The sequence below is a fragment of the Candidatus Methylobacter favarea genome (genome assembly GCF_902806695.1).
GTDB lineage: Bacteria > Pseudomonadota > Gammaproteobacteria > Methylococcales > Methylomonadaceae > Methylobacter_B > Methylobacter_B favarea.
This window is the reverse complement of sequence record NZ_CADCXN010000081.1, coordinates 20,057-28,306: the sequence shown is the minus strand read 5'-3', so window position 1 is coordinate 28,306 and position 8,250 is coordinate 20,057. Positions and strand designations below refer to the sequence as shown.

General features: G+C 45.7%; 7 protein-coding genes. 6 read left to right on the top strand and 1 reads right to left on the bottom strand.

The genetic code is table 11. The features are described 5' to 3' along the window. Nucleotides 1–312: 312 nt before the first annotated feature. Nucleotides 313–909 (bottom strand): molybdenum cofactor guanylyltransferase MobA, encoded by a 597-nt coding sequence (gene mobA, locus HUX64_RS13175; RefSeq protein WP_174626685.1) that lies wholly within the window; start codon nt 907–909, stop codon nt 313–315. 256 nt (nt 910–1,165) lie between these two features. On the opposite strand from mobA, the gene HUX64_RS13170 reads away from it, so the two are divergent. The 6 genes from HUX64_RS13170 (at nt 1,166) to fdhD (ending at nt 8,242) form a co-directional block, all read left to right on the top strand. Then, on the top strand, nt 1,166–1,435 hold the full coding sequence (locus tag HUX64_RS13170; RefSeq protein WP_174626684.1) for a hypothetical protein: 270 nt from the start codon (nt 1,166–1,168) through the stop codon (nt 1,433–1,435). 299 nt (nt 1,436–1,734) lie between these two features. Next, on the top strand, nt 1,735–2,136 hold the full coding sequence (locus tag HUX64_RS13165) for a hypothetical protein (RefSeq protein ID WP_174626683.1): 402 nt from the start codon (nt 1,735–1,737) through the stop codon (nt 2,134–2,136). Nucleotides 2,137–2,490: 354 nt separating this feature from the next. After that, nucleotides 2,491–2,967 (top strand): formate dehydrogenase subunit gamma, encoded by a 477-nt coding sequence (locus HUX64_RS13160; RefSeq protein WP_174626682.1) that lies wholly within the window; start codon nt 2,491–2,493, stop codon nt 2,965–2,967. After that, nucleotides 2,964–4,517 carry a formate dehydrogenase beta subunit gene (locus HUX64_RS13155; protein WP_174626681.1) on the top strand — a complete coding sequence of 518 codons (1,554 nt, stop codon included), beginning with the start codon at nt 2,964–2,966 and terminating at the stop codon, nt 4,515–4,517. The genes HUX64_RS13160 and HUX64_RS13155 overlap by 4 nt, the downstream gene beginning before the upstream one ends. A gap of 22 nt (nt 4,518–4,539) precedes the next feature. Continuing rightward, on the top strand, nt 4,540–7,392 hold the full coding sequence (fdhF, locus tag HUX64_RS13150; protein WP_174626680.1) for a formate dehydrogenase subunit alpha: 2,853 nt from the start codon (nt 4,540–4,542) through the stop codon (nt 7,390–7,392). After that, nucleotides 7,382–8,242 (top strand): formate dehydrogenase accessory sulfurtransferase FdhD, encoded by an 861-nt coding sequence (gene fdhD, locus HUX64_RS13145; RefSeq protein ID WP_246247017.1) that lies wholly within the window; start codon nt 7,382–7,384, stop codon nt 8,240–8,242. Before fdhF ends, fdhD begins: the two co-directional genes overlap by 11 nt. Nucleotides 8,243–8,250: the final 8 nt, after the last annotated feature.

Sequence of the window (8,250 nt, the reverse complement as noted above, 5' to 3'; positions counted from 1 at the left end):
ATGCCCCCTCACTCAAATTACTCGGGTAACGTTTTTTCCGTTTTTTGTGCTCATACTATTTATTTCATAATCAAAATTGATACCTTATGGGCGAAAAGATGAATTTCCAAACAGCTTCTTAGAGTTTATTACTCTGTATTGACTTTTTAGACCAATTTTTAATTTGAAATATTATCTTCGTCTTATTTGTCTTATTTACTTCTTGCTGAAATTTTGTTCAACATTAAACTGACTTTCATTAATCGATTAAGAACCGAAGATTGTGCTCATGAATTGCATGCAGCTTGATGAAAATTCTGTTTAAACTGCATCTTATACTCCCTTTTTGGCCTCCAGTATTGATAAGTCAACCATGGTATTAATATTAGTAAATATTTCCGGCTCGTTACTGAAATCCGCTTTCACCATTTTCTGTTGCTGTATCCAGAAATCCATTTTACGCTGTCCGCTAGCCAGGTAATCCTGCAAACTCCGCTGCAGCGTGGTTTTTATTGCTAAAAAAACAGGATGTAATCTTTTGCCGTCAAAGGCGACGGCAATATCAGCATTATTTTCTGCACGTACGGCCAATAACTTGTGCAAATGTTCAGCTTTAATTAATGGCGAATCGCAAGGCATAACAACAAGTATATCCGTATCTGCATGAACCATGGCCGTTAAGAGGCCGGCCAACGGCCCGTCAAAACTACAGGTTAAATCGGCAATAACCGGTACGGCAAATTGCTGATATTGTTCAAGGTTACGATTGGCAGTTATTATCACTTGATCGGCAATGCTAGCTAAGGCGGCTATGGCATAACTTACCAAGGCGCGGCCTCGGTAATTAATCAAGCCTTTATCCTGATAACTCATGCGCCGGGCCAGTCCGCCTGCCAAAACAACCCCGGTTACTTTTGTTTGAGTGCTCATAATGCTAAGCTTTAGCCCTCCTCAGCTATCAACTGAAAGATATTTAGATGAAGCAATCATGAAGCCTATTGACTATTGCAAACCTGGACATAAAGTTATATTGACAAGAATTTCAGCATAAGCTGTGTCAGGCTCATGCAGGTATAAGGAATAATGACAGGTTTAGTTACAATATATACAGGCTGAATTGGTTTTCAGTTAAAATGAATAATATTTAAAACATTGAGCAAGTTTGCGCTTTAAATAGCAATAAATTATGTCTAATTTAGCGATTAAGCAAGCCACTTACCAAGACATTGTTGACCTACCGGCAAATAGAGCCGGCGAAATCATTAATGACCAGATAGAGGCTCACCCCCGGCCTGCGCCCATACCAGCCGTTGCTTCATCGTTTATTGGTCGGGCTTTACTTTCGCCGTTGCAAAAAGGTAGAGATGGTCCGGGACGCTGCTGGATTATAGGCGAACCCGAATGCCCTCTCGGACCTGATGTTTTAATTCCCGATCTGGCTGGTTGGAGCAAGTAAGGGTTGCCCACTTTGCCTGAAACAGCCTGGTTTAGTATCGCTTTCCAGTGTAGGGGTAAAGTTTTATCATCTTCAACAGCACCGCCGGATAGAATTGTAAAAATGCTTATATATGCAATGCCGATGGTTATTAATCTGTGGCTGATTGAAACTTTACTGCAACCGCTGGAAGCTTACGAACTGTACCACCAGCATTGCCTCATAATGGCTTCCCGCGCTGATGACCCGAGTTACCCCATGCTCCATTTGTTGAGCATAACTTCTCTCCATCTAATTTACGGCAATTAAGAGAATCATCAATGAATAACAGATATAAGCTATTTCTTATCGGCTTTGCTTCAATTTTAACCCTTACAGGCTGTTCAACTGCACCGGAAAAACCAGCCGAACAAGCGCCTGCTGAAGCAGCGCCGTTTGTCAGCGACTACCCTACGCGGGACCGCGTTGAATATGTGTTAAACTGCGTTGCCCAGCATGGCGGCCTAACCTATATCACCCAATACGCCTGTGGTTGTAAAATCGACAAAATTGCTGAAAAATTGACTTTTAAAGAATATGAAGCTGCAAAAACATTTACTTATTTACGCAGCACCCCCGGGGAGAGCGGCGGAGTTTTTCGCGATCCTTCCCAATCCAAAGATTTAACAAAGCGGCTTAAAGAAGCAGAACAATATGCTGAAAAAAACTGTTTTGTAAAATAACAATGACTCATCAGGCCGCTTGCCTATAAAGTAGAGATTTCCTCCAATTCGGCTTGAGCTGCTAATAATCACGTCGACTACTATGTTTTTAGGTATCAGGTGTTGCGGATAATGTGGATTCATCCGATTTGGATTGATGTTCTGGACTGGATTACTAAAAATTTTATTGGAACTAATGAAGCATCGACTTTGAATTATTATAGATATAGAAGGTCATAGCACGAGGTCAGCATAAGACTTTTAGAGTCTTTTACACCTAAAAGTCTTATGCTATGCTATCGATATATTTAATTACATAACGTCTAAGGAATGATTGTTGTTTTAAAAATATAGAGTTGTTACAGTGAGATAAACATGACAGAAACCGGTATAATGCAATCAACCGTGCAAGAAATAATCAATGCTCTTAAGGATAAACCTGGGGCGCTTTTACCTATTCTGCATGGCGTGCAAGATGCTCTGGGTTACATACCTGAGGATAGTATTCCACCTATTGCAAAAGCACTTAATCTTTCCCGCGCTGAAGTGCATGGCGTCATCAGCTTTTATCATTATTTCCGGAAGACTCCACCCGGTCAACACACTATTCATCTGTGTCGCGCAGAATCTTGCCAATCCAGAGGCAGCAAACAATTACAAAATCATGTAAAAAGCAAATTAGCTATTGGTTTTCATGAAACAACACCGGATGGCAAATTCTCTCTTGAGCCGGTGTACTGCCTGGGCAACTGCGCCTGTTCCCCGGCAATGCAAATTGATAGAGAAATTTATGGACGCGTATCACCCGAGCTATTTGATAACGCCATCAATGAATTAAGAGAACTTTCATGAGTACGACTATTTATGTTCCATGTGATTCCAGCGCTATTTCACTGGGCGCTGACCGGGTTGCTGCCGCAATCGCGCAGGAAGCAGAAAAGCGCGGCATTGCTATTCAACTGATCCGCAACGGCTCCAGAGGACTGTTTTGGCTGGAACCATTGGTTGAAGTGGCTACCAGCAAGGGACGCTTTGGATATGGCCCGGTTCAGGTCAGCGATGTGCGGGGATTGTTTGATGGGGCTTTTCTCCAGGGTGAGTTCCACCCTCTGGCGTTAGGTTTAATCGACGACCTTGATTATTTGAAAAAGCAGCAACGCCTGACTTTTGCCCGTATTGGGAAAACCGATCCTGTCAGCCTTGATGATTATATTATTAACGAGGGTTATCGCGGCCTGGCAAATGCCTTAAGCATGACCCCGCAGGATATCGTCAAACAAGTAACCGACTCGGGTTTGCGTGGACGCGGCGGCGCGGCCTTTCCAACCGGGATTAAATGGAACACTGTGCTGAATACCCCGGCTGAGCAAAAATACATTGTCTGTAACGCCGATGAAGGCGATTCGGGCACATTCTCTGACCGTATGGCAATGGAAGGCGATCCTTTTGTATTAATAGAAGGCATGACTATAGCGGGACTCGCAGTCGGCGCAACGCAAGGCTACATCTATTTACGCGTCGAATACCCTCATGCCTATACGGTCCTGAACACTGCTATCGAAAAAGCTTATCAGGCCGGTTATCTGGGTGATAATATTCAGGGAAGCGGCAAAAAATTTGATCTTGAGGTTCGCTTAGGTGCCGGCGCATATATTTGCGGAGAAGAAACTTCATTAATGGAAAGCCTGGAAGGCAAACGCGGCCTGGTTCGCTTTAAGCCGCCTCTGCCCGCTATTAAAGGCTTATTCGGTAAACCTACTGTAATCAACAATGTTATTTCCCTCGCATCTGTGCCGGTTATTCTAGACAAAGGCGGCGATTATTATCGCGATTTCGGCGTGGGACGCTCCCGCGGCACCTTGCCGCTACAATTAGCCGGTAATATTAAATATCCCGGCCTGGTTGAGTTAGCTTTTGGAATAACACTGCGTGAACTGTTATATGATTTTGGCGGCGGATCGGCCACAGGCAGACCAATCCGGGCAGTGCAAGTAGGCGGACCTCTGGGTGCTTATCTGCCTGAGTCACAATTTGATACTCTCGTGGATTATGAAGCCTTTGCCGGCATCTGGGCAGTACTGGGCCACGGCGGGATTGTGGTTTTTGATGACTCGGTCGATATGGCTGAAATGGCGCGTTACAGCATGGAATTTTGCGCTATAGAATCTTGCGGTAAATGCACGCCTTGCAGAATTGGCTCTACCCGCGGCTATGAAGTTATAGACGATATTATTAACGGCCGCGAAATTAGTAAAAACATCAACTTGTTGCGCGATCTTTGTGACACCTTACTTAACGGCTCTCTTTGTGCATTGGGGGGCATGACTCCCTACCCAGTGCTGAGCGCGATGAATCATTTTCCGGAAGATTTCGGGGTAAGTGATAAAGCGAACGCGGCCTGATAATGATCTAGAGGAAATTAAAATGTCTATCACTAAAGAAAAAGACTTCGGCACCCCTGTCAGTCCCACTGACCAGTTAGTTACCCTTGAGATTGATGGCTTTCAGGTAAAAGCGCCTGCGGGCACCTCAATAATGCGTGCGGCCGCCAGTATCGGCATTGACATTCCCAGATTATGCGCAACTGACAGTCTTGAACCTTTCGGCTCCTGCAGGCTTTGCGTTGTCCAGATTGAAGGCGGACGCGGCATGCCCGCTTCCTGCACAACGCCAGTCTCAGAAGGCTTAAAAGTCGTCACGCAAAACAAGCGTTTAGCTGATGTGCGCCGCGGCGTTATGGAGCTTTATATTTCCGACCATCCTTTGGACTGCCTGACTTGTTCAGCCAATGGTGACTGTGAACTGCAGGATATGGCAGGGGCGGTAGGTCTGCGCGAAGTGCGCTATAACCCTCAAGGAAAAAATCATCTCCAGGCAGCGAAGGATCAAAGCAATCCCTATTTTAGTTTTGATCCCAGCAAGTGTATTGTTTGTTCACGCTGCGTCAGGGCTTGCGAAGAAACTCAAGGAACCTTTGCCTTAACCATTGACGGTCGCGGTTTTGATTCCAAAGTATCGCCCAGCCAGAATCAGCCTTTCCTGGACTCTGAATGTGTTTCCTGCGGCGCTTGCGTACAAGCCTGCCCAACGGCAACCTTAATGGAAAAATCTGTTATTAATCATGGCCAACCGGAACATGCGATTATAACAACCTGCGCCTATTGCGGCGTTGGCTGTTCATTTAGAGCGGAAATGAAAGGCGAACAAGTCATTCGTATGGTGCCTAATAAAGATGGAAAAGCCAACCACGGTCATTCCTGTGTAAAAGGCCGTTTTGCATTTGGATATGCCACGCATAAGGACCGCATACTTAAACCCATGATCCGCGCCAGCATCAAGGACAAGTGGCAGGAAGTCAGCTGGGAAGAAGCTATTAATTATGCCGCGTCCGAATTAAAACGCATTCAGGCAAAATACGGCAAAGATTCCATAGGTGGTATTACTTCTTCACGCTGCACCAACGAAGAAACCTATCTGGTGCAAAAACTCATACGTGCCGGTTTTGGTAATAATAATGTAGATACCTGCGCCCGGGTTTGCCACTCACCCACAGGTTATGGACTAAAACAAACCTTCGGTGAGTCCTCAGGAACACAGGATTTTGATTCGGTCATGAAAGCCGACGTGGTTTTAATCATTGGTGTCAACCCAACTGACGGGCACCCGGTGTTTGGATCGCAACTGAAAAAACGGTTACGCCAGGGCGCGAAACTGATTGTTGTTGATCCGCGGGAAATTGACCTGGTCAGAACGCCGCATGTACAAGCCGAATATCATCTTAAATTACGCCCCAGCACCAATGTCGCTTTGATTAATGCCTTGGGCCACGTCGTAGTAACAGAAAATTTACTGGACGAAGCTTTTATTAGTGAACGTTGTGAAATTGAATCGTTTACCAAATGGAAAACCTTTATTGCCCAGGAACATAATTCACCCGAGGCCACGGAAGCCATAACAGGCGTCCCTGCAAGGGAGGTCCGAGCAGCAGCAAGGCTATATGCCAATGCTGACAATGCGGCTATTTATTATGGTTTGGGTGTAACTGAGCACAGTCAAGGCTCAACCATGGTGATCGGCATTGCCAACCTGGCAATGGCGACCGGTAATCTAGGTCACGAGGGGGCCGGCGTAAATCCCTTGCGCGGACAAAATAATGTGCAGGGTTCATGTGATATGGGTTCCTTTCCTCATGAATATCCGGGTTATCGCCATGTCTCTGATATTGAAACTCATAAACTGTTCGAAAGTGCATGGCACGCTCCCTTGAGTCAGGAACCCGGCTTACGTATTCCAAATATGTTCGATGCGGCCATGGACAAGACTTTTATGGGGCTTTATGTGGAAGGTGAAGATATTGCCCAGTCCGATCCGGACATTCAGCATGTACATGCAGCTCTACGGGCAATGGAGTGCATTATTGTACAGGACTTGTTTCTCAATGAAACGGCTAAATTTGCGCATGTGTTTTTCCCTGGCTCATCCTTTTTAGAAAAAAACGGAACCTTTACCAATGCCGAGCGCCGTATCTCACCCGTACGGAAAGTCATGTCTCCGAAGGCCGGTTATCAGGATTGGGAAATCACGCAAATGCTGTCAAATGCCATGGGCTATCCGATGAATTACAGTCATCCATCAGAAATTATGGATGAAATCGCCCGGCTTACCCCGACTTTTGCCGGTATCAGTTATCAAAAAATTGACCAACTCGGCAGTATACAGTGGCCTTGTAATGAGGAGGCGCAGCAAGGAACGCCGGTCATGCATGAACATAGATTTATGAGAGGTAACGGCAAGGGGCTATTTATGCTAACCGATTATGTAGCAACGGCAGAACGCATTACCCGTAAATTCCCGCTGATTCTGACTACGGGCAGGATTTTGTCGCAATATAATGTTGGCGCCCAAACACGGCGTACTGAAAATAATGTCTGGCATACCGAAGATCGGCTGGAAATTCATCCTCATGATGCCGAAGACAGAGGCTTAAAAAATAATGATTGGGCCGGCATTAAAAGCCGCGCAGGTGAAACAGTGCTGCGCGTTCTGATTAGTGAACGTGTTCAGCCTGGGGTCGTTTATACCACTTTTCATTTTCCGGAATCAGGCGCCAATGTCATTACCACAGATAACTCGGATTGGGCAACCAATTGTCCTGAATATAAAGTAACGGCCGTACAAGTGGCCAAAGTCAGCCATCCTTCTGAATGGCAGGAAAACTATCATGCATTTTCAGAGGATCAACTGGAGCTCTTGGCACAAGGCGTGAATGACAGATAACGCCAATGCAGCGATGCAACCATTGTCGCTCGAGCTTGGATGGCCCAGTTATCAACAGCATAATGTTGAATGCTGGCGAGGCAGTCAGCTTTACGTGCAAGAGGATTATATTGCTGAAGAAGTGCCGGTTTCTTTAATTTATAACGGCGTGCCGCATGTAGTCATGTTGGCAACGCCTACCAATCTTGAAGAATTTGCGTTAGGTTTCAGTATTACCGAAGGCATTATTAAAAGCCCGAAAGAGTTATTATCCACGCGAGTTTACAATCGCTCAAACGGCATAGAAGTGCATTTGCAGATTACCGAACAAAGTCTGCAATATCTGGCTAATAAGGGACGTAATTTAACCGGCCGCACTGGTTGTGGTTTATGTGGCGCCAGCACTTTACAGCAGGCGATTCGCCAACCTAATCCTGTGCATGGGAAATTGGTGCTGCCTGTGACCGAACTGCTTTCTGCCTTAAACGAAATCAAAAAGCGCCAGAAACTCAATCAATTAACGGGATCAGTCCACGGTGCCGCCTGGGCAATGCCAGGGCAGGGAATTGTTGATATACGCGAAGATGTAGGACGCCATAATGCGCTGGATAAATTAATTGGCTTGTTATTGCGTACCGGCAAGGACTTGACCTCCGGTTTTGTTATTGTTACCAGCCGGGCCAGTTATGAGATGGTTCAAAAAGCTGCCTCGGTTGGCATTACGATGTTGACGGCGATTTCCGCGCCAACCGGTTTAGCTATAAGGCTGGCTAATGAAGCAGGACTTACTCTGATCGGTTTTGCCCGGGATGATCAGCATGTAATTTACACTCATTCACACCGATTGATTCATACTAATTATATAATCTAACCGGGAAA